At 66.4% G+C, this 19,828-nt stretch carries 18 protein-coding genes; 8 read left to right on the forward strand and 10 right to left on the reverse strand.

Annotated features, from left to right (window positions below):
- Window positions 1–281 precede the first annotated feature (281 nt).
- Window positions 282–1,496 carry a cation:proton antiporter gene (locus tag ABZW74_RS20535; RefSeq protein ID WP_355278922.1) on the reverse strand — a complete coding sequence of 405 codons (1,215 nt, stop codon included), beginning with the start codon at window positions 1,494–1,496 and terminating at the stop codon, window positions 282–284.
- A gap of 134 nt (window positions 1,497–1,630) precedes the next feature.
- On the opposite strand from ABZW74_RS20535, the gene ABZW74_RS20540 reads away from it, so the two are divergent.
- Genes ABZW74_RS20540 through ABZW74_RS20550 form a run of 3 tightly spaced genes read left to right on the forward strand, consistent with a single transcriptional unit; the run spans window position 1,631 to window position 3,220 of the window.
- Window positions 1,631–1,966, forward strand: coding sequence for a metalloregulator ArsR/SmtB family transcription factor (locus ABZW74_RS20540; RefSeq protein WP_240859027.1), 336 nt, complete (start codon window positions 1,631–1,633; stop codon window positions 1,964–1,966).
- Window positions 1,966–2,697 (forward strand): cation transporter, encoded by a 732-nt coding sequence (locus ABZW74_RS20545; protein ID WP_355278925.1) that lies wholly within the window; start codon window positions 1,966–1,968, stop codon window positions 2,695–2,697. Before ABZW74_RS20540 ends, ABZW74_RS20545 begins: the two co-directional genes overlap by 1 nt.
- Window positions 2,698–2,731: 34 nt before the next feature.
- Entirely contained in the window at window positions 2,732–3,220 is a 489-nt protein-coding gene (locus tag ABZW74_RS20550; protein ID WP_355278928.1) for an acyl-CoA thioesterase, read from the forward strand.
- A gap of 6 nt (window positions 3,221–3,226) precedes the next feature.
- On the opposite strand, the gene ABZW74_RS20555 is transcribed toward ABZW74_RS20550, so the two are convergent.
- Together ABZW74_RS20555 and ABZW74_RS20560 are read right to left on the reverse strand one after the other, a co-directional pair.
- Complete coding sequence (locus ABZW74_RS20555) at window positions 3,227–4,762, reverse strand: alkaline phosphatase family protein (protein ID WP_355278931.1); 1,536 nt, start codon at window positions 4,760–4,762, stop codon at window positions 3,227–3,229.
- A 71-nt stretch (window positions 4,763–4,833) separates the two neighbouring features.
- Window positions 4,834–5,277 (reverse strand): hypothetical protein, encoded by a 444-nt coding sequence (locus ABZW74_RS20560; RefSeq protein ID WP_240859004.1) that lies wholly within the window; start codon window positions 5,275–5,277, stop codon window positions 4,834–4,836.
- 153 nt (window positions 5,278–5,430) lie between these two features.
- Between ABZW74_RS20560 and ABZW74_RS20565 the strand changes: the two genes are divergently transcribed.
- From ABZW74_RS20565 to ABZW74_RS20575, 3 genes are read left to right on the forward strand one after another with little or no spacing between them, the layout of a single operon-like run.
- Window positions 5,431–7,380 (forward strand): sphingolipid ceramide N-deacylase, encoded by a 1,950-nt coding sequence (locus ABZW74_RS20565; RefSeq protein WP_355278935.1) that lies wholly within the window; start codon window positions 5,431–5,433, stop codon window positions 7,378–7,380.
- On the forward strand, window positions 7,377–8,714 hold the full coding sequence (locus ABZW74_RS20570) for an MFS transporter (RefSeq protein WP_355278937.1): 1,338 nt from the start codon (window positions 7,377–7,379) through the stop codon (window positions 8,712–8,714). Before ABZW74_RS20565 ends, ABZW74_RS20570 begins: the two co-directional genes overlap by 4 nt.
- Complete coding sequence (locus ABZW74_RS20575) at window positions 8,711–10,192, forward strand: aminotransferase class V-fold PLP-dependent enzyme (RefSeq protein WP_355278940.1); 1,482 nt, start codon at window positions 8,711–8,713, stop codon at window positions 10,190–10,192. Before ABZW74_RS20570 ends, ABZW74_RS20575 begins: the two co-directional genes overlap by 4 nt.
- A gap of 15 nt (window positions 10,193–10,207) precedes the next feature.
- Here ABZW74_RS20575 and ABZW74_RS20580 read toward each other — a convergent pair whose 3' ends face one another.
- Window positions 10,208–11,248 carry a PHP domain-containing protein gene (locus ABZW74_RS20580; protein WP_355278943.1) on the reverse strand — a complete coding sequence of 347 codons (1,041 nt, stop codon included), beginning with the start codon at window positions 11,246–11,248 and terminating at the stop codon, window positions 10,208–10,210.
- Window positions 11,249–11,250: 2 nt separating this feature from the next.
- Complete coding sequence (locus ABZW74_RS20585) at window positions 11,251–11,442, reverse strand: hypothetical protein (protein ID WP_240858996.1); 192 nt, start codon at window positions 11,440–11,442, stop codon at window positions 11,251–11,253.
- 17 nt (window positions 11,443–11,459) lie between these two features.
- Between ABZW74_RS20585 and ABZW74_RS20590 the strand changes: the two genes are divergently transcribed.
- Entirely contained in the window at window positions 11,460–12,188 is a 729-nt protein-coding gene (locus tag ABZW74_RS20590) for a guanylate cyclase (RefSeq protein WP_240858994.1), read from the forward strand.
- Window positions 12,189–12,418: 230 nt separating this feature from the next.
- Here the strand turns inward: ABZW74_RS20590 and ABZW74_RS20595 are convergent, their stop codons facing one another.
- Entirely contained in the window at window positions 12,419–13,651 is a 1,233-nt protein-coding gene (locus tag ABZW74_RS20595) for a DUF222 domain-containing protein (protein ID WP_355278947.1), read from the reverse strand.
- Between the two features lie 396 nt (window positions 13,652–14,047).
- Window positions 14,048–15,121, reverse strand: a complete 1,074-nt coding sequence (locus ABZW74_RS20600) for an oxygenase MpaB family protein (RefSeq protein WP_355278959.1) — start codon at window positions 15,119–15,121, stop codon at window positions 14,048–14,050.
- 110 nt (window positions 15,122–15,231) lie between these two features.
- Between ABZW74_RS20600 and ABZW74_RS20605 the strand changes: the two genes are divergently transcribed.
- Window positions 15,232–15,822, forward strand: a complete 591-nt coding sequence (locus tag ABZW74_RS20605) for a TetR family transcriptional regulator (RefSeq protein WP_240862121.1) — start codon at window positions 15,232–15,234, stop codon at window positions 15,820–15,822.
- A 10-nt stretch (window positions 15,823–15,832) separates the two neighbouring features.
- Here the strand turns inward: ABZW74_RS20605 and ABZW74_RS20610 are convergent, their stop codons facing one another.
- The 3 genes from ABZW74_RS20610 to ABZW74_RS20620 all read right to left on the reverse strand — a co-directional run bounded on the left by ABZW74_RS20610 (window position 15,833) and on the right by ABZW74_RS20620 (window position 19,601).
- Window positions 15,833–17,092: an MFS transporter gene (locus tag ABZW74_RS20610; RefSeq protein ID WP_355278950.1), complete on the reverse strand. Its 1,260-nt coding sequence runs from the start codon at window positions 17,090–17,092 to the stop codon at window positions 15,833–15,835.
- A gap of 42 nt (window positions 17,093–17,134) precedes the next feature.
- Window positions 17,135–18,949 carry a multicopper oxidase domain-containing protein gene (locus ABZW74_RS20615; RefSeq protein WP_355278953.1) on the reverse strand — a complete coding sequence of 605 codons (1,815 nt, stop codon included), beginning with the start codon at window positions 18,947–18,949 and terminating at the stop codon, window positions 17,135–17,137.
- A 166-nt stretch (window positions 18,950–19,115) separates the two neighbouring features.
- Window positions 19,116–19,601 carry a GAF domain-containing protein gene (locus ABZW74_RS20620; protein ID WP_355278956.1) on the reverse strand — a complete coding sequence of 162 codons (486 nt, stop codon included), beginning with the start codon at window positions 19,599–19,601 and terminating at the stop codon, window positions 19,116–19,118.
- Window positions 19,602–19,828 lie beyond the last annotated feature (227 nt).

The raw sequence follows: 19,828 nt of genomic DNA on the forward strand, positions 1-19,828 counted from the left end.
GGTTTCAGAAACCGCGTGTCTGGTCAGAAACCCGAGGCGCACCAGCGGTTTCTGGCCACATCAGCGGTTTCTGGCGACCAATGCGGTTTCTGCGATGAGGCCGCACTCTTCCCGCCTCCACGATCGCCGACGACGTCGGCGGGTGGGTCGCCGACTCGGAGAGTGTGGTGGTGAGCAGGCCGCATGGGTGACACCAGGGCGAGTCGTCGGTTGGATTATCCAGCCGAAGGCCGTCAGCGGTGTCATCCGTACCGAGCCGCACTCTCAACCGCGATGAGTGTTCAGTCCGTCCGCGGTGCGCCGTCACCGACCAGTCGGGCAATCAGCGGGAAGACGAGCACGGTGGTGGCGCCGGCCGCGACCATCGCCGACGCCAGTTCGGTGCTCAGCAAGTCTGCGCCCACCGCGACCTGCGTGACCGCAACGATGATCGGCAGTCCGGTTGCCGCATAGAGCGCCAACTGTGCACGCTCGCGTACCGACGGAAGGTTGGCGCCGTGGATGACGAATCGCTCGCTGAACCACACCGGAAGCCCACGCGCCACGGCGATGGCGAGGACGAATCCGGCCCACGTCCCGGGCGCCGACAGCACAGCATGGATGTCGATCGCCATGCCGGAGATGACGAAGAAGATCGGGATGAACACGCCGAACCCGATCACGTCGAGGGACCCCTCCAAAGCGGCTCGTGAGTCACCGAGCAGCCGACGCAGAATCATGCCGGCGGCGAAGGCTCCGAGCACCACGTCGAGGTCGAAGACCGCGGCTACCGTCATCAATCCGACGAGCAGCAACAGGACCACCCGGATCGGAAGCTGAATCGTACCCGAACTCATCACTCGCAGAGATTCACCCAGGAACGGCACCCGTCGAATCACATGCGCCGGAACGTACGCGATCACCAGCGCGGCGACGGCGAACAGAATCAGGACCACCACGGCAGCACCGACATTGCGGCTCGTCAGCAGAAGAGACATCGCCAGAATGGGCCCCAACTCGCCGACCGCCCCGTTGGCCATGACCGCGCGCCCCAGTGGTTTGTCGAGCAGCCCGAGCTGCTTGATGATGGGCAGCAGGGTGCCGAGTGCGGTGGACGTCATGGCGATGCCCACCGCCACGAACGTGGTGAAACCCGCGTCCGGCACGACGAGCGCGACAAAGCCGACCGCGAAGCCGAGACTCACCAACCAGGTCACTCGCGCAACGCGACCAGGACGCCCACCGAGCAACTTCGGGTCCAGTTCGAAACCTGCCAGCAGAAACAGCATGCCCAACCCGAGTTCGTTGAGCACCGTGAGCCCGTCGACCGACGCCCAGCCCAGCAGATTCGGTCCGATCACCATGCCAGCCAGCAACAACAGCACCGCGTCGGGTACGTACCCGCGCGCGGCCCGGGCAATGATCGGCGTGAAGACGGCGACCAGGCTGATCCAGAACAACGATTCGATGGTCGCGGTTTCGGCGGAGGCTTCGGCGAGCACGGCCGTCGTTGTCATTCTCGGAGCTTGTCACACCGGAAGGTGCGACGTTCGTCGACGCGACGCACCACGGTCCGCCACCTCAGTTGCCGCGGGCATTCCCGCTTTATTCATCGTTTTCTGAATACAGAAAACGATGTATCGTTATCTCCATGGAGACCCACGCGCTCGTCCACACCGCCGCACTGGCCCGCTTCGGGTACGCCCTGTCCGACGAAACCCGGGCCCAGGTGTTGCTCCGTCTCCGTACCGCTCCCGGATATCCCGCCGACCTCGCCGACGCGATCGGGGTCTCACGCCAGACCTTGTCGAATCACCTTGCCTGCCTGCGTGGGTGCGGTCTGGTGGTCGCGATTCCGGAAGGCCGACGAACCCGCTACGAACTCGCCGATCCGCGGATCGGCCAGGCGCTCGGCGACCTGCTCGGCCTCGTACTCGCCGTCGACCCCACCTGCTGTCCCGACGCCGACGAGAAGTGTTGTTGCTGATGGACCTCGAACCCCTGGCCCCGACCGTCGCAACCAAGCCCGACGCGGCGCGAAAGAAGCTTCTGCAACGCCGAATTCAGCTCTTCGTCGCCGCCACCATCACCTACAACGTCCTCGAGGCGACGATCGCACTCACCGAAGGTGCACGCGTGTCCTCGACGGCGCTCATCGGATTCGGCTTGGACTCGGTGATCGAGGTGTCCTCGGCGGCCGCGGTCGCCTGGCAGTTCGCCGGGCGCGACCCAGAGGCACGCGAACGGGTCGCGTTGCGCATCATCGCCTTCTCGTTCTTCGCATTGGCCGCCTACGTCAGCGTCGAATCGCTGCGATCGCTGCTCGGCATCGGCGAGGAAGCGCGACACTCGATCGTCGGGATCGCGCTCGCTTGCGCGAGTTTGGTGATCATGCCGGTGCTGTCGTGGGCGCAACGACGAGCCGGCCGCGAACTCGGATCGCTGACCGCGGTGGCCGATTCGAAGCAGACTCTGCTGTGCACGTATCTGTCGGCTGTGCTGCTGGTCGGGTTGCTGGTCAATTGGTTGTGGGGCTGGTCGTGGGCCGACCCCCTCGCGGCTCTGGTGATCGCCGCGATCGCGATCCGCGAAGGCGTCAACGCGTGGAAGGGAGACGCGTGCTGCGCGCCGACACGTGCGCTCACCGACGATGACGACAACAGTGACGACGATGACGACGATTGCTGTGCGCGCGGCGGGTGCGAGTGTTGTGATTGAGGCTGCCCACTGACCGCTGACCGGGAGCCGCACCATGGACGCCACCACTAACGACACCGAGGTTCCGTCCACGGAAGCAGAGCGAGTCACGCTGTCGATGTCGCTACTGATGACGCCCGACATGGCGAACTTCACCGGCAACGTCCACGGCGGCACACTCCTCAAACTTCTCGACCAGGTCGCCTATGCCTGCGCCAGCCGCTACTCCCGCCGCTACGCCGTCACGCTGTCGGTGGATCGGGTGATCTTCCGCGAGCCGATCCGCGTCGGTGAACTGCTCATCTTGTCCGCGTCGATCAACTACACCGGCCGTACCTCGATGGAGGTGGGCATCCGGGTGGAGACCGAGAACATCCACACCGGGGTCCGACGCCACACCAACAGCTGCTACTTCACGATGGTCGCCACCGACGACGACGGCAAACCCCACCCGGTTCCCCAACTGGTGCCCCGCACCGAAGTGCAGCAGCGTCGCTACAGCGAAGCCGAGAAGCGCAGGGCCGCATTGCGATCCGCCCAATAGACCAGATCAACCGCTCGGCGACCGGCGCTTCCCTGGTTGCTGTCGCGGCATCCGGTTGGGCGGAACCGGATACGGGGTACCCCGACCGAGCGTGCCGGTGGCCACATTCGGCCCGCATACCAGTAGCGAGTTCTTCGCCGCGGGAACCGGGTCCCCGAATCTCGGCCGCGCGGCGTTGGGCCGCCGAGCGAAGTCGAAGGTCGACGACATGTCCCCCACCACATTTCGGCGCCAGGGCGTCAGATTCGGGACGTCCACCCCGAACCGCTTCTCGATCAATCGCAGCTGGGAGGTGTGGTCGAAGGTCTCCGACGCCACCAGCCCACCACGGCTGTAGGGCGAGATGACAAAGCACGGTACGCGATAGCCCAGGCCGATCGGACCACGAATCCCCTTGGACGCCTTGACCTTGTGGATGTCCGGCACACTCACGTACTCACCCGGCGTACCGGGCGGCGGGGTCGGCGGGGTCACGTGATCGAAGAAGCCACCGTTCTCGTCGTAGCTGATGATCACTGCCGTCTTCTCCCACACCGCGGGGTTCGACGTGAGGATGTCCAGCAGTTGGACGATGCCGACCGCCCCCAAGGCGGCCGGCAGTGCGGGATGTTCGCAGGTGATGGCCGACGGGATGACCCACGACACCTTCGGCAGCCGGTTGGCCTTCACGTCCGCGGCGAAACCCTGCGGGTAGATCGGGTCGATGCCGCGGCGCGCCAGTTCCGAGCGAGGATCGCGGGCCTGGGTGAAGCACCCCATCATGCCGTCGAGCAACACCGACGACACGGGCCCGATGTCGCGGTTGTTGTAGATCTTCCAGCTGACCCCGGCGTCTCGCAGGTTCTCCGGCATGGTTCGCCACGAGTACACGAATTTCGGTATGAGCGTGGGTGTCTCGAGCAGCGGGCCTCCGTGCGAGCCATCTGGGTCGATGCTCGCGCTCATCCAGTACAGCCGGTTCGGGTCGGTGGGCCCGAACACCGAGCAATGGTAGTTGTCGCACAACGTGAACGCCTCGGCCAGCGTCCGATGCACAGGAATGTCGGCGCGCTCGTAGTAACCCATGAGTGCGGGCGCATTCGCCGGGCCAACGGACTTGATCGACATCGGCAACCAGCCGTCGTTGCGTCCGTTGTTCCACGCGGCGTGCAAACCGGCCCACGAGTGATCGGGATCGTTGATGCATTCGCCGTCGAGATTGGCGTCGTAGCGGGTGTCGAGGCGGAACGGCAGCGTGTAACCACGTCGGGTCGGGCCGACGCCGGGAGCCCAGCCGTGCTGCTTCCATGCCGGCGACGCCTCGCCGAACCCGCGCACCCCGGAGTAGGTTCCGAAGTAGTGATCGAACGACCGGTTCTCCTGCATGAACAGGACGATGTGTTCGATATCGGACAACGAACCGGTGCCCGCCGGGTCTGCCGACGCATAGGCCTTGTCGATGATCGGCGCAGCCCACGACGTCAGCAGCGCACCGCCACCGACCGCCGAGACCCGCGTGAGAAAGTCACGACGCGACAACCCGCCGAACGGTGCATCCGACACTCGAGACCTCCCGACCGATGACTGAGGGCGGGAGTCATCCTACGGCCGTTCGGCGTCCGCCATGGGCGAAGTCAGGCGACGCCGTCGTCTGACTTGTTCTGCTCGGGAGAATCGCTCTGGGTCTCGGATGTGACCTGGACATCGAGCGCACTGACGGCGATGCCGTAGGGCAGGAATCGGACGCGCCGACTCGGGTCGGTGTTGGCCTGGTTGGCCCGCAGGGCGTCGAGTTCGGTGGAGAAGACCTGCTCGACCCGGGCGCCGCCGTCGGCGTCGACGACGAATACCGCCCACACGCCGGAACCGGCGTCGGCGGTCGTCTCGGGCTCGGCGCGGCGCCGGGTGCGGGTGCCACCCTGATCGAAGAACGCCGACCACGCACTCGGGCTCGACTGTCCCTCGAACAGCTTGCCGAAGACGTCACGCAAACCTTCCGAGGCCTCCCGCGCGAAGCGGTCGAAGTCCTCCGGGCCGAAGTTGAAAGACCCACCGGAGGGGCCGTTGCTGTCCGCCATGTGTGTTCCTGCCTGTCGTGCTCGGGAGCTGCTGACACCAGTGTCCTCAGGATGTGCGATGCGCGCCACCTGCGACGAGATCGACCCGCGGGACTCTCGCCCAGCGTGGGCAAAACCCGGCGCCAACCGGGAAGTTCTGGCAACCTACGCCCAATGCAGGTGGGGGTTCGGGGATCGGCCGGTTCGATGGTGCTCGTCGCGCCGCTGATCGTCGTGTCGGCTCTCGTCACTTTCCTGTCCGGGGTGACGCTGCCGCCTGCCTCCGCTGCCCCCGGCACCGCGTCGCAGGTCGACGCACTCGCCGGCCGATGTGTGACGCTGACCCTGTCCGACGGCACGCGTCTCGGTGCGATGGCGAGCCCGTTCACCGTCCGTGCGGCTGCGCTCGGCCAGTTCCTGTTCTACGGACGCGACGGGCGCGTTCTCACCGCCGACGGCACGCATTCGGCAACACTGCAAGCCACACCCACGACACGTGCGATCTGGTCGGTGACATCGTCGACGTCCGGGTTCGCGGTGCGTTCGGTCACGTCAACCACCTCCTTTCCGAGTGTTCGGGTCCGCGCGGCCGCCGGGTGCCGCCCATTCCCTGACGCCGAGCTCGGTGTCGACGGTGCACCCTTCACCGGCGCCGGCCGCGACGGGAACCTGCGTGGGTTTGTGGACTCGCATGCGCACCTGATGGCCGAACAGTTCCTCGGTGGTGAACTGCACTGCGGCGCTCCATACAACCCGCTCGGGGTGACCGTCGCCCTGCGCGACTGCCCCGACCACGGTCCGGGTGGAGTGCTCGCCGTCTCCGAGCACGTGCTGTCCCGGCCGGGCCCGCACGACGTGGTCGGCTGGCCGACATTCCGCGACTGGCCGCGCTGGGATTCCCTGACCCACGAGCAGACCTACTACCGCTGGATCGAGCGGGCCTGGCGGTCGGGGCTGCGCATGATCCAGAACTACTACGTCCAGAACCGGGTGCTGTGCGAGAACTATCCGCTACGCGACCAACCCTGCGACGAGATGGCCTCGATCCGCATCCAGCACCGCATGCTCCTCGGGTTGCAGGACTATATCGACGCGCAGGCCGGTGGACGGGGACGTGGCTTCCTGCGCATCGTCTCGACCGCCGCCGATGCCCGCCGGGTCATCGCGGCGGGCAAGCTGGCGGTGACGCTGGGCATCGAGGTGTCCGAACCGTTCGGCTGCCGCTCGGTCGCCGGCCGGCCGCAGTGTGACCGCGCCGCCATCGATCGTGGTCTCGACGAACTCCGCGGCATGGGTATTCGACAGGTGATCCTGACCCACAAGTTCGACAACGCACTCGGCGGAACACGATTCGACCAGGGCGCGACCGGCGTCGCGGTGAACGCCGGACAGGAACTGGCAACCGGTCACCCCTGGACCGTCGAACGGTGCCGGACGCATCAGCACGACAATCCGGTGGTCGGGTACCCGAGCGACGTGTGCAACGTGCACGGTCTGACGATGCTGGGTGAGTACACGGTCCGCGCAATTGTGGCCCGCCGCATGGTGATCGACGTCGACCACCTCAGCGTCAAGTCCGCGACGCGAGTGCTCGACATCGTGGGCAGCAGGCACTACCCCGGGGTCGTGTCGTCACACACCTGGACCGACAAGACCAACTACCGACGCATCCTCACCGACGGCGGCATCGTCGGCCTGTTCGCCACACCGGCGCAGGCAGATCCCGGCGAAGTGGGCAGACACGGCGACATGCCGCCGGACTTCATCTCGGCGTGGCGAACCCTCCGGGCCCAACGCGATCCGCGGTTCTTCTTCGGCGTCGGCTTCGGCCCCGACATGGGCGGGTTGGGCAAACAGGCGCACCCCCGCCCGTCGGCGAAATACAACCCCGTCCGCTACCCGTTCACCGCTGCCGACGGCACCACCCGGATCCATCGGCAGGTGTCCGGAGTTCGCGTGTTCGACGTCAATCGCGACGGAACCGCACACTACGGACTCCTGCCTGATTGGATCGAAAGCCTACGGGTCCAGGCCGGGCCGGACGGTCGGATGTTGGTGGCGGATCTGTTCCGGGCCGCCGAAGCCTACGTACGGATGTGGGAGCGTGTGGAGAGCTATCGATGACCGTGACGACTGATCGTCGCCTGACCCGGTCGGTGGTCGCGTCGTACGCGGCCGGCAGCGTCGGCACCGGCGGCTTCGGTGTTCTGCCGGGTCTGGTCCTCGCCTATTACCTCACCGACACCCTGGCGGTTCCCGCCGTGCTTGCGTCGGTGGTGGTGCTGATCCCCAAGATCATCGACGTCGTCATCAACCCGATCATCGGTTCGCGCAGCGACCGCGCCCTGGCCCGGACCGGTGGTCGTGCCACCGGGATGGTGGTCGGCGCCCTCGCAATCGCGCCGCTGTTCGTCCTCACGTTCTCGACGCCGACCGGTTGGCCGGTGGCCGCCGCCGCGACGTGGGTTCTCTTCTTCTTCGCCTGTAGCGCAGTGGCCTACAGCCTCTTTCAGGTTCCATACGTCGCGCTGCCCACCGAACTCACCGCCGACTACCACGAGCGCACGCGCCTTGTCGCCACGCGCATCGTGGTGCTCGCCATCACCATCCTGGTGGTCGGTGCCGGCGGCCCGGCGATTCGCGACGTCGTCGGCGGTTCCGCCGGATACGTGGCGATGGCGGTGGCCGCTGCGGTCGTCATCACCGGCGGCATGCTCATCGCCTCATTCGGCGCCGCCCGCCGAGCAGATGCTCCACCGCCGACGTCGGACCCGGAATCCGTGAGCGGCTATCGCGACGCCATCGCCGCCCTGAACCTGACCCCACGGTTTCGGAATCTGCTCGCGGTCTACGTGGTTCAGGCCTTGGCCAGCGCAGTGATGCTGGCAGGCGCCCAGTACGTGGCGACCTACACCTTCGACGACTCGGGAATGCTCACACTGTTCTTCGTCGCACTCGTCGCACCGGCGATCGTGGTGATGCCGCTGTGGTATCGGTTCGGTCGCCACCGCGGCAAGGAAACCGGGCTGGCGGCGGCCTCGGCACTGTTCGTCCTCGGCGCGGCGGGAGCGGTGGTCGCTGTGTGGAGCCCCGGGTGGTGGGTGTTTGTCGCCGTCGGCGTCGCTGGTGTCGGGTATGCAGGCATGCAGACGTTTCCGCTGGCGATGCTCCCCGACGTGATCGACGAACACACCGAACGCGTCGGCACCGATCGTGGCGGCGCGCTCTCGGGTCTCTGGACGGCCTGTGAAACAGTCGGTCTCGCGCTGGGACCGGCCGTGTATCTGATCATCCTGGGGCTGACCGGCTTTGCGTCGTCATCCGGTGACGAGACACCCGATCAGCCCGACACCGCACTCGTCGGGGTAGTAGTCGGATTCACCGTGGTGCCGGCCATCCTGGTCGCCTCGACATTCCTGCTGATGCGCGGGCTGAGAACCGATCGGGAACAGGCATGACGCGCGACGAGCAACCCGGTCTGCCCGCCGAGGAGATCCTCCGGAGGCTCGCTGCCCTGCGTGCGGCCGACGCCCCGACCCACGGCGGTCGAGTTCTCTCCTACGTGTACGACTCGGGCCGCGCGGAGCTCGACGCTCTGGCGGCCGCGGCCATCGCGCGAGTGCAGCCGGTCAACGGTCTCGATCCCACCGTCTTCACCTCGGTCGCAGCGATGGAGCGGGACCTGATCTCGTTCGGACGCACGGTGTTCCACGCCCCGGATGCGGTGGGCACGCTCACGTCGGGCGGTACCGAGAGCTGCATTCTCGCGGTCAAGGCGGCCCGCGATCATGCGGGTGTAGCGCCCGGCGCCGGGTCGATGGTGGTCCCCACCACCGCACATGCGGCCTTCCTCAAGGCAGCCAAACTACTCGGGGTTCGGGCCATCCGCCTCAGCGTCGACCCCGAAACCACCACACCGACACCGGAATCCGTGGCCGCAGCGGTGTGCGAGGACACCTTTCTCCTCGTGGCGTCGGCCCCGAACTATCCGACGGGCGCCCTCGACCCGACCGCCGCTTTCGGTCGAGTCGCGCTCGATCGCGGTATCGCACTGCATGTCGATGCCTGCCTGGGCGGCTTCGCACTGCCGTGGTGGGGTTCGGACACCGAGCCCTGGGACTTCCGAGTACCCGGTGTGACGAGCCTGTCGGCCGACCTCCACAAATACGGCTACACCCCGAAAGGTGCGTCGCTTCTTCTCCATTCGGATCGAGACCGCCACCGGGCGCAGTACTTCGCGACGACCGACTGGCCGGGCTACCCGGTGGTGAATCCGACTCTGCTCGGCTCCCGCTCGGCGTCCGGTGTGGCGTCGTCGTGGGCCATCACCGGCCACCTCGGTGTCAATGGGTTCGCGTCGCTTGTGGCCACCACCCGTCTGGTCGCCGACCGGCTTCGGACGGTGATCGACGAGATCGACGGCCTGCGCGTGGTCGCGTCGCCCGTGGGGCCGGTGTTCGCGGTCGCGGCCGATCCCGATTCTGAACACCCCGTGGACCCCCATCGATGGGCGACCGCAGTCGACCGGCGCGGCTTCACCTTGCAGATGCAGCCGGGCTTCACCCAGCCCGACGGCTCGTCGCTTCCGCCCACCACGCACCTCACGATCACACCCGTGACCGCAACTGTCGCAGACGAACTCGTTCTCGCATGCCGCAACGCCGCCGACGACGTTCGCGGACTGCGCGCCGCCAGTCCCCCACCCGCACTGGCCGATCTCGCGCACGCTTTCGACAGCGGCGCGGTGAGCGTCGACGATGTCGTCGGGCTGCCCAGCGCCGCCGTGCAGCAGGCGCTGATCGGGGCCGGCATCGATCCGCACGATCCCGACGGCGAATTGGACATGGCCGCCATCATCGCGGCGGTTCAGGCGCTCCCACGGCCGGTGACCGCGACGATGCTCACCGAGTTCCTGGCCGAGTTCACCAACCCGTGAGGCCGGGGACTGCAACTAACTCGACGCTGCCCACTCGATGACGGCGTCGGCTGTCCAGGTCGTCACGATCCGGTTGGCCGCGATTCCGAACTGTTCGGCCCGTTGTGCGCCGAACGCCTTGAACTCGAGTTGACCGGGCGCGTGCGCATCGGAGTCGATGGCGAACAGGCACCCGATGTCACGGGCCAGTTCGATCAGCTCGTCGGGCGGGTCGACCCGCTCCGGACGCGAGTTGATCTCCACCGCGGTCCCGTGCTCGGCGCAGGCCTCGAACACCTGCCGGGCGTCGAACTCCGACGGCGCACGCCGACCGCGGCCGCCGAGTACGCGTCGCCCAGTGCAATGACCCAAGACGTTGACTCGCGGATTGCTGACGGCCGCCGTCATCCGCGCGGTCATCGGCGCTGCGTCCATCTTGAGTTTGGAGTGCACCGACGCGGTGACGATGTCGAGCCGAGCCAGCAGTTCCTCCGACTGGTCGAGGGAACCGTCGTCAAGGATGTCGACTTCGATTCCGCTGAGGATGCGCAGGCCGTCCGATCGTGTGGTGTTGATCGTGTCGATGTCGGCGATCTGTTGCTCGAGCCGCTCGGCGCTGAGCCCGTTGGCGACGGTCAACCGCGGTGAGTGGTCCGTGATCGCCAACCAGTCCTGGCCGAATGCCTGTGCCGCATCAGCCATTTCGGACAGGGGTGCCCCACCGTCGCTCCAGTTCGTATGCGCATGTAGATCACCGCGGAGTGCGTCGAAGAGCGCGGCGGCGTCGTCGGTGAGTTCGGTGTGGGCCGACTGCAGGGAAGCGAGATAGTCGGGAACCGCACCGTTGACCGCCTGCGTGATGACGGCTGCGGTGGTGTTTCCGATGCCCCGCACATTCGTCAGTCCGCCAGTGCGGGCGGCGTGAGACAGTCCGTCGATCCCGGCCGCCGCCACCGCGGCTCGGCGAAACGCCTCGACGCGGTAGGTGCTCTCCCGAGTACGTTCGAGAAGCCACGCAATCCGGGTCAAGGCGACCACCGGATCGACCGGGGCGACGAGCGGGTCGAGCGAGTGCATCGTCAGTTGTCGGCGTTGCCGGAGGTCGCATCGTCCCCGTCGTTGTTGGCCGACTCGTACCGCTGCCGCAGGCGGTCCCGCACGTCGTCGGCGGAGTACGAGTTGCGTTGCCGCTGATCGCGCGCCACCAACACACCTCCGGTCGTGACGCCGACCGCGCCGGCCAGACCGAGCCATTTCCACACGTTGCGCATATGCCCGAGGATAGTCCGTGGATTACCCTGCATCCGTGCACCCACGCAGCGCAGACGCAGGCATCTCGCTCGACGAGGCCCTCGACGCCACCCGCACCGGCGACATCTGGCTCTTCCGCGGTCATTCGGGACCCGACCGAGCGATCCGCACGCTCACCAACTCGCCGGTGAACCATGTCGCGATGACCGTCGGCCTCGACGACCTACCACCGCTGCTGTGGCACGCCGAACTCGGCGACAAACTCACCGACGTGTGGACCGGCTCCAACCATCGTGGCGTCCAACTCCACGACGCCCGGGAAGCGGTGGAACAGTGGATGATCCGGTACGAGCAGAGCTGCTGGATTCGACAACTCACCCCGGACGTGACAGCCGAGCAAGAGGACATCCTGTTGCGGGTCATCGCCCGACTCGACGGCACACCCTTCCCCACCACCGCGCGCCTTGCCGGCCGCTGGCTCCGGGGCCGCATCCCCACGAGCGTCGACATGGTTCGCGGCATCCCCTACCTCGACCGCAAGGCCCGCGAACGGCGTGCACGGCGACACGACGAGGAGCACAAGGAGACCGTGGGACTGGAAGCCGCCTATTGCGCAGAGGTCGTCGCGATCACCTACTCCGACATGGGTCTCGTCGACGCGTCGAAGGATTCGAACTGGTTCGACCCCGGCCGGTTCTGGAGTGGCGACCGGCTTCCGCTGACCACACCCTTCCATCTCGGCGACGAAGTGGCTGTGCACCTCTGACCTGTTCGATACCGGGATTCGTTGTCGCGCAGTCGAAGCCATCGCTATCCCGGCGTGTTGGTCCGCTGGTGCGGCCATGCTGGGTTCAGAGATAGGTGGCTTCGACTGCGCGGCAACGGTTTCCCGTGGCGTCGCGCTTCACACTATGAAGTTCTCAAGGTACGGGTGCGGTCCCGACCGGGGTCGGGTGCGAAAGGTGCTACGCGGTTGGCTGGTTCAGGTTGGTGGGTTCAGGCGGCGTTGTCCAGGCGCATGGTGCGTCGGTTGTAGGCCGGTAGTGGTCTCCTTCCCGGATCGACGGAGGCCGGCGGGATCAGCCAGGGGTGGCGGTCAGCCCCGAGGACGACGTCCCACCCGTTGTGGTGCACATCGGTGTGGCAGGACGGGCACAGCAGACACCCGTTGTCCAGGACGGTTCTGCCGCCGTCGGCGTGATGTTTGATGTGGTGTGCGTGGGCCCAGGACGCCGGCGCGCCGCATTTGATGCAGCACCCTCCGTCACGCACGATCAACGCTCGACGCAGGTGTGGTGGGAACAGGCGTAGGTTGTCGGTCATCGCCACCGGCACCCCGTCCTTGTCGACGGTGATCGCGGTGACCACCGCGTCACAGGTCAACAACCGGGCGGTGTCCAGGGTGACGGGTCCGGTGAACGCCATCGACGCCAGATCCGGGTTGTCCGCCGGCAACGTGAGCAGCACTTGATGTTTCGGCATGCCCACCAACCCGTCATCCACGTGGGCGGCGGCATCAAGGATGCGTTCCAACGCTTCGGAGCGGCGACGCCCGGGCGAGCGGGCATCCGGAGAGCCGTCGGGTTCGGGACGAGGTGCGGCCAGGGCGTCGATCATGGTGTGCAGTTTCTCCCCGATCACCGCATCCACATCGCCACGCACCACAACCCGGCCGTCACCATCGGTGGTCACATCGAAGGTGTTGATGTCGCGGTCATCGCGGGCAGGCACCGCAGCAGGAGCATCGTCGGCGACCCGGTTGCCTAGGGTGCGGGCACGGCGGTCGATGTCGGCGGGAGTGGCGCCGGAGAAGGCTTGGGCCAGAAGATCGGTCACACAGGTTTGACGCTGCGACTCCGACAGCGGTTCCCTCGCCCGCGTCGCGACATGAGAAAGTCCCCGGGCGATCGCGTCGGCGTGCTCACCGGAGAGCGTGCCGTCAGCGGTGTGACCAGCCAATCGTGGTGTACCGGCCAGAGCAACACCGACACGCAGCAACCGGGTGGCGACCGCGGGCGCGCACCCCATGACGATCAACAGTTCGCGGGTGGTGCGGCCCTGCTTCGTCGCGAGCCCCAACCGCTCCACGGCCCCAGCAAGGACTGCGGCGTGGTGGTCGACCATGTTCCGTAGCCGCAGCAGCGCCGACAGGGCCTCGTGCACCTCGCGGGCAGTGTCCGGAGGAGCGAACGCGGCGAGCTGGTCGCAAAGGTGTTCGATGTGGGGCATGCGTCCAGAATACTCGAACATGTATGCGAGTCAAGGACTATTTTCGCAGGTCAGAGACCCGACACTAGTGTTACTGGTGGTGCGAAGAGAGCCCGGAAAGATGCGCAGGAGTCACAGCCGTATCAGAAATTCAAGGGTGGTTGATGGTTGAGGTTAGGGACATTGTCAGCTTGCCAGGTGGTTTCGACACGACGCCTCGCCCTTGGGGGCTCGGTGTCGGCTCAACCAGCGGGGGGTGGGCACCGTGTCGAGATCAACCAGCGGGGGATGGGCACCGTGTCGAGATCCGCCGGATCGAGCCGGTACCGAGCGGAGCGAGGCACCGTGTCGAGATCCGCCGGATCGAGCCGGTACCGAGCGGAGCGAGGCACCGTGTCGAGATCACCAGCGATGGCCCTACGCCATCGTCGCCTCGACCTCGTCGCGGCTGAGTTCCGGGTCGGTGCCGAGAACGTAACTGGGAACCGTGTGCGGCACGGTGGTTCCGCCTTGAACCCGGCGACGTGACGCGGCAAACTCGGGCGCCTCCCCCATGCTGGCGTGCAGTCCGTTGATGGCACTCCAGACCGCGCTGCGACGCGCACGCCGTTCGACCGGATTCGGCGGGCGGTACTGCACAAACTGCGCCGCCCACGTGGGCATGGTGTCGCGGACGGCCCAATCCACCGCCGCCTGAGCAGGATTCGTGAGATTGGTGCCGGTCGCCATCGCACTGCCGTGGGTCAGTGCCAGACGCGGGAGATACTCTTCCAGGCAGGCCAGAGTCTCTGCCTTGGTGGTGGGCAGATCGGTACCCCCGAGCGCGTGCCCGACGCGGACGAACTCGCCGTAGTATCGGTCCAGATCGTCGCCACGTAGAGGTCGAGGGTGGTAGATCTCGTGCGCGGTGGCAATTCCCCAGACAACGGTCGCGTAGTTCCACCGCAGCCAGAGCGGATCGTCGGCGTCGTACGGAAGCCCATCTGGCCGAACACCTTTGATGGTGTGATGCATGGCCCGGACGGTTCGGGCAAGACGCTCGGCCGTATCCGTCGTGCCGTAAGCGGTACCGATGAAGAAGGCCAACGAATGCCCTAACCGGATGTTGGCTCCGGCCTGGTCGATCCGGCCCATCGTCGACGTCTGCGACGACTTCTCCACGAGCCGGGAATGATGCATGCCCATCCAGAAGATACTCGGGTCGAGCCGCTCCATGTACGACGCGCACTGCAGTCCGAAAATCAGTGCGGGCGTGTGGGAATGGACATACCACGTGGCACTGTCGGGACCGAACCAGCCCGGGTCGCCGACCGGATCGTCAAAACTCATACCGCGGAAGAACTTGGACTTCACGTTCTCGTCGAACTTCTCGTTGAGCCACTTGCCGATGTACTGATGCGGCAACGCGAACGGCACACGCACCGAGGGCAGCGGCACAGATGGCAGCGGAACGGACGGCAACGACACTGAGGGCAACGACACTGAGGGCACGGACACAACAACCACCCACCTTCTGGTAACAGGTGTGCCCAGAATAACCTTTTGGGTACACCTGTGACCAGACCTTCTTCATAACGATCTGCCGCGCGTATGCTGGTGCGATGTCCAGCCCCACCAGGTGGGCCGGCGTCCGGATGGCGGATCGTCGTGCCGAACGCCGTGAGCAGCTCGTCGCAGCCGCTTTCGACCTGTTCGGATCCGCGGGCGAAGGTGCCCTTTCGGTCCGTTCGGTGTGTCGCGCATGTGGATTCAACAGCCGCTACTTCTACGAGAGCTTCGCCGACACCGACGAACTCCTCGGTGCGGTCTACGATCGCACCGAGGCCGAACTCGCCACGACGATCGAGGGCAAACTCGCTGGGTGCGACGATTCGGTTCGCGCCCGCACTCGCCTCGGCATCCGTTCAGTGCTCGAATTCGGCTCCGCAGATCCGCGTCGTGGGCGCGTCCTGTTCACCGAGGCGCGCGCTAATCCCGTACTCGCCCAGCGTCGGGCCGCGACCCAGGAACTGCTGCGCGAACTCGCCGTCGCGGAGAACCAGATGCACGAGCCCGACGCCACCACCAATGGTGTTCGCGCGGCGATGTTCACCGGTGCGATGGCCGAACTCGCGCAACAATGGCTGACCGGAGGCCTCGGCACTGACCTCGATGCTGTGGTCGATGTCGCGGTGAACTTGATGCTCTCCTGACCGACCAGACTCAGACAGTCTGGCCGCGGACCCGGGCCAACCTGCGCACACCCTCGGGTCCCACTCCGCGGTCAAGCGCGATGATCATTGCGGCACAGCCGATCCCGGATAGCACGAGACTCGCAGCGAACAGCACCGGATACCCGAACGAGTCACCCACCAGTCCGCCGGCCACACCTGCGATCCCCTGGACGACGACCACGGCGCACGCGAGCAAGGTGTAGTCGCTACCGGCGTGATCGCGCTCGGCGGCATCCATCATCACTGTGAACACGGCGACCGTCGCTGCGCCACCGAGAATGTGCTCGGCCAGGCTTGCCGACACGATCAGCGAAAAGCCGCCGACCCCTGTCGCGGCGAGCAAGTACAGGCCGAGACTCGCCGTTTGCGCCACCCCACCGATCAGCAGTGCGTTGCGACGACCGAACCGAAAGGCCAACCACCCACCGAGAGTTGCGCCGCCCAGCGCACCAAGCGACGACAAGGCGCCCTTGATCAGCGCGATCTGGGCGTCCGACAGCCCCTCGTCGACCATGAACGGCCCGACCACGGCCGAGCCCATCGAGTCGCCGAATTTGAAGCCCCCGATCAGCAGGATCAGTGCGAGCATCCCGGGGCGGCGCAGCCGACGCCACCAGGAGACGCCCGACGCAGCGGGCGTCGACGTCGGGGCAGCGGACCCCCGGATCGACGTCAGCCCGCGCAGCCACCACACCGGGATCGTGGCCGCCAGCAACAGAACCGCCATCGCGACGAAGAGCAATCGCCACCCGGCGATCGAGAACAGCCAGAGCAGGCCGCCGCCGCCTACGATCATGCCGATCCGGTAGGCGCCGACCTGAATTCCGTTGCCGAGACCGCGTTGTCGTGCGGTCAGCAGTTGCACGGCCAGTCCGTCGGTCGCGATGTCCTGGGTGGCCGACAACAGGTTGATGACCGCGATCCCGACCAGCAGCCAGGTCAACGTCGACGACAGGTCGAGGCACGCCAGACCCAGCGCGACGACGACAGACGCAAACTGGAGTGCCAGCAACCATTGGCGCCGCGTCCCGTATCGGTCCACGAATGGCGCCCAGATGAACTTGAGGGCCCACGGCGCGAACAGCAACCCGGTAGCGCTGATCTCGGTGAGCGAGTAGCCCGATCGGCGCAGCACCACGGGCACCGTGCCGGTGAAGAATCCGTACGGCAGACCCTGCGCGAAGTACAGCGCCGACAGCGCCACCACGGTCCCGGCGGCGATCGTGCCATTGGCCCGAGGCGAACTCATGCCGACATGGTGGCAGACCGGACGGTGTGACGGCGGAGCGGATCAGTGGTGACCGTGATGACCCGGTCCGTGCATGGGCATCTCGGGGCCCCCGCGACCACCCGAACCCACCACGCGGATGCGCTGCATCATCTCGTTGTCCTCGTGATCGGTGAGGTGGCAGTGCCAGACGTAGCCCTGCAGCTTCTCACCGTTGAGGCCGGTGAAGACCGCGTCGGGGTCGAAGCCGAGCTCGGCCTTGGTCGGCCACCGCACGACGATCCGCGTGACCTGATTGGGCGGGCACCGCACGGTGTCCTTCCACCCGAACTCGTATGGCGCGGGCGCGAACATCCGACTCGTCAGATAGCGCTTCGGATCAGGCGTCCATCGTTTCCCGAACAGCGGGGGCGGATTCTCTGCCAGGTAGCGCACCTTGTCGAAGTCCCATCGCCCGACGACCCGGAACTGGACAAGATGCAGATGCATCGCGTGTGACTGCATGGTCGCGTCCGCGTTCACCAGATCCCAGCACTCGGTGGCGCCCTGCTCGGCGTGTTCGAAGTCGTTTGTATGGAACGGAACATTGTTGAGATTCATTGTGAGCACACTCAGCCACGACAACTGCTGCGGGTTCAGTGTCACATTCAGGGTGGCGACGCGATGCCGGTCGTGCCCGGCGTGACGCCTCGGCAATGCGGCGGGCTGGTTGCGCGCACCCCTGAGGCGTTCGGGAATCCGCCGATACCGGCCACGTGCGGAGCCGACGTCGAAGCGCACCACTGATCGGATCAGCTTGGCGCCATTGACCTGTCCGGCCCACGAGATCTGCATGGTGTTGATCAACTGCACCCGCTCGCCGGGTGCACGATCGCTGAAATCGATCAGGATGTCGTAACGTTCGGCAGCGCCGACATTCAACGCCGACACCAGCACCGGCGCGTCGAGCAGACCACCGTCGCTCCCGATCACCCAGAACGGCGAGCCGTCGGACAGGGCGAGCCGATAGTCGTTGAGTTGGCTGGCGCTGAGTATCCGGAAGCGGTAGACACCGCGGTCGACCGACATCTTGGGCCACGCCTTGCCGTTCACCACCATCGTGTCCCCGGCCATCCCACCCGACCAATGGCCCGCCATGACGGTCGGAGTGTTGTCGTAGCGGAGCTGGCCGTTCGGGTAGAAGAGCTTGTCGCACATGATGAGTGCGGTCTCGTAGTCGCCGGCGGGCAGGCCGAGAGGGTTGTCGGGTTCGCCGGTGTCCCACTCGTCACGGACGTGGTAGTGCGCGGTCAGCCCAGCATAGACGGACAGCCGCGTCGTACCCATCGAATGGTCGTGGTACCACAGGGGCGCCGCGTGTGGCGGGTTCGTGAAGCGGTAGGTGACCGACCGCCCGAGCCGGAACGGCGACGTCGGAAAACCGTCCTCGGCAGGATGGTTGGGCGCGCCGTGCAGGTGGATGACCAGCGGCGGCCGATGCCGATCCATCTCCGAGACCCCATGCAGGCTGGGGTCGACGTCGACGGCCATGGGGTGGGTACGCATCTGGTTGACGAAGGTGATCTGGGGCTGCTCCCCCGCCATCGTCTCGATCGTCGGGCCGTGGTGCGACAGCCCGCCGAACCCGACGCTGGGCGCGGGGTCGAGGTCCCGATGGAAACGGTGCAACGCTCCCGCGGCCACCAGACGTCGTGGTGCCTTGATCAGTGGCAGCCGCGGCAGTTCATCGACGAACTTGGCGAGCGGCGGCGAGTGATAACTGAAGAAGGGGATGCCGGGAACGCTCGGCTGCTCGTGGTTGAGCGGCGGTGAATACGGTTGCGGTGCAGCAGATGCCGCACCTGGAGCGAAGGCGAACGCACCCGCCGCCCCAGCCACCTGCAGAAATGTACGTCGCCCGAGAACGCCGCCGCCGCAATGATCTGGCATTCCGCCGGCTTCCTCGTTGACCATTCGGCCACCACCCCCGTGCGTCGTGAACTCGTCGTCGGGCTGAGTGTAGGCAGACTTTCTGGTTCTGTTTTCAGTTTCAGCAATTTTGCGGTCAGCGCTGACTGTCGAGCAGTATGCCGGCGATCCGTTCGAGTCCCGCCTGGTCGGCGTCGTCAAACCTGGCGGGAACCGGACTGTCGAGGTCGAAGACACCGATCAGATCGCCGTTCTTGATCAGTGGTACCACCAGTTCGGACCGGCTCGCCGCATCGCAGGCGATGTGGTCGGGCACGGCGTGGACGTCGTCGACCCGCTGCGTGACTCCCGACCGCGCAGCAGCCCCGCACACACCTCGATCGAGCGGGATGCGCACGCAGGCCGGTTTCCCCTGGAATGGACCGACCACCAACTCCTCGCCGTCGAAGAGGTAGAAGCCCACCCAGTTGAGTTGCGGCAGCGAATGAAAGACCAGGGCCGATAGGTTCGATGCGTTGGCGATGAGGTCGGACTCCCCGGCCACAAGGGATCGCGCGGCGTCGACGAGTTCGTCGTATCGCTGGGTCGCCGATCCGGTCGGTGCGGGGATCTCGAAGCTCATGTGGTCGGAGTATTCACGGCGGCCAAGGTCACGTCAATGCTCGCGGTGTCTTGTGATCCAGGCGCGAAGAACCCTCACATACCTTGCGTGACAACCGCATCGAGGAGGTCGATGACTCCCTGCTCGCCTGTCCGGTGGACGCCGCCTCCCCGTGTCCACACCCACAGGGCCAGGTCGGCAACCGGGGCACCGACCGACGCCGCGGGACGACCGCCGCCGGCGCGCAC

The organism is Gordonia sp. NPDC003585 (assembly GCF_040610755.1).
Taxonomy (GTDB): Bacteria; Actinomycetota; Actinomycetes; order Mycobacteriales; family Mycobacteriaceae; genus Gordonia.

Coding starts and splice junctions, on each gene's coding strand:
- ABZW74_RS20535 (WP_355278922.1), bottom strand. CDS start 1,496: ATGACAACGACGGCCGTGCTCGCCGAAGCCTCCGCCGAAACCGCGACC.
- ABZW74_RS20540 (WP_240859027.1), top strand. CDS start 1,631: ATGGAGACCCACGCGCTCGTCCACACCGCCGCACTGGCCCGCTTCGGG.
- ABZW74_RS20545 (WP_355278925.1), top strand. CDS start 1,966: ATGGACCTCGAACCCCTGGCCCCGACCGTCGCAACCAAGCCCGACGCG.
- ABZW74_RS20550 (WP_355278928.1), top strand. CDS start 2,732: ATGGACGCCACCACTAACGACACCGAGGTTCCGTCCACGGAAGCAGAG.
- ABZW74_RS20560 (WP_240859004.1), bottom strand. CDS start 5,277: ATGGCGGACAGCAACGGCCCCTCCGGTGGGTCTTTCAACTTCGGCCCG.
- ABZW74_RS20565 (WP_355278935.1), top strand. CDS start 5,431: ATGCAGGTGGGGGTTCGGGGATCGGCCGGTTCGATGGTGCTCGTCGCG.
- ABZW74_RS20570 (WP_355278937.1), top strand. CDS start 7,377: ATGACCGTGACGACTGATCGTCGCCTGACCCGGTCGGTGGTCGCGTCG.
- ABZW74_RS20575 (WP_355278940.1), top strand. CDS start 8,711: ATGACGCGCGACGAGCAACCCGGTCTGCCCGCCGAGGAGATCCTCCGG.
- ABZW74_RS20580 (WP_355278943.1), bottom strand. CDS start 11,248: ATGCACTCGCTCGACCCGCTCGTCGCCCCGGTCGATCCGGTGGTCGCC.
- ABZW74_RS20585 (WP_240858996.1), bottom strand. CDS start 11,442: ATGCGCAACGTGTGGAAATGGCTCGGTCTGGCCGGCGCGGTCGGCGTC.
- ABZW74_RS20595 (WP_355278947.1), bottom strand. CDS start 13,651: ATGCCCCACATCGAACACCTTTGCGACCAGCTCGCCGCGTTCGCTCCT.
- ABZW74_RS20605 (WP_240862121.1), top strand. CDS start 15,232: ATGTCCAGCCCCACCAGGTGGGCCGGCGTCCGGATGGCGGATCGTCGT.
- ABZW74_RS20610 (WP_355278950.1), bottom strand. CDS start 17,092: ATGAGTTCGCCTCGGGCCAATGGCACGATCGCCGCCGGGACCGTGGTG.
- ABZW74_RS20620 (WP_355278956.1), bottom strand. CDS start 19,601: ATGAGCTTCGAGATCCCCGCACCGACCGGATCGGCGACCCAGCGATAC.